Here is a 219-nt window from a genome sequence, read left to right as displayed (position 1 = left end):
AAAGAGCCTATAAATAAGGCTCTTAAAATAATATATAAACTTTAAAACACACCCATCAAAATCCTTTTACCTAAAACCATCTTTCTCAAGCTGGCACCAAGTTTTTGAACCGACACGTCCATCTACAAAAAGCCCACGATCTCTTTGATATTGCCTTACTGCTCGATCAGTTACAGAACCAAATCGACCATCAATTCTTCCTGGATAATATCCAATACT

General features: G+C 36.1%; 1 protein-coding gene. It reads right to left on the bottom strand.

The window, feature by feature from the left end:
* Positions 1 to 66 precede the first annotated feature (66 nt).
* Complete coding sequence (locus MR143_RS32895; protein WP_308218780.1) at positions 67 to 216, bottom strand: peptidoglycan-binding domain-containing protein; 150 nt, start codon at positions 214 to 216, stop codon at positions 67 to 69.
* Between the last annotated feature and the right edge of the window lie 3 nt (positions 217 to 219).

It is taken from the genome of Bacillus cereus group sp. BfR-BA-01347, from assembly GCF_022663835.1.
In the GTDB taxonomy this organism is placed as follows: Bacteria; Bacillota; Bacilli; order Bacillales; family Bacillaceae_G; genus Bacillus_A; species Bacillus_A thuringiensis_K.
This window is presented reverse-complemented; position numbering and strand designations above follow the sequence as displayed.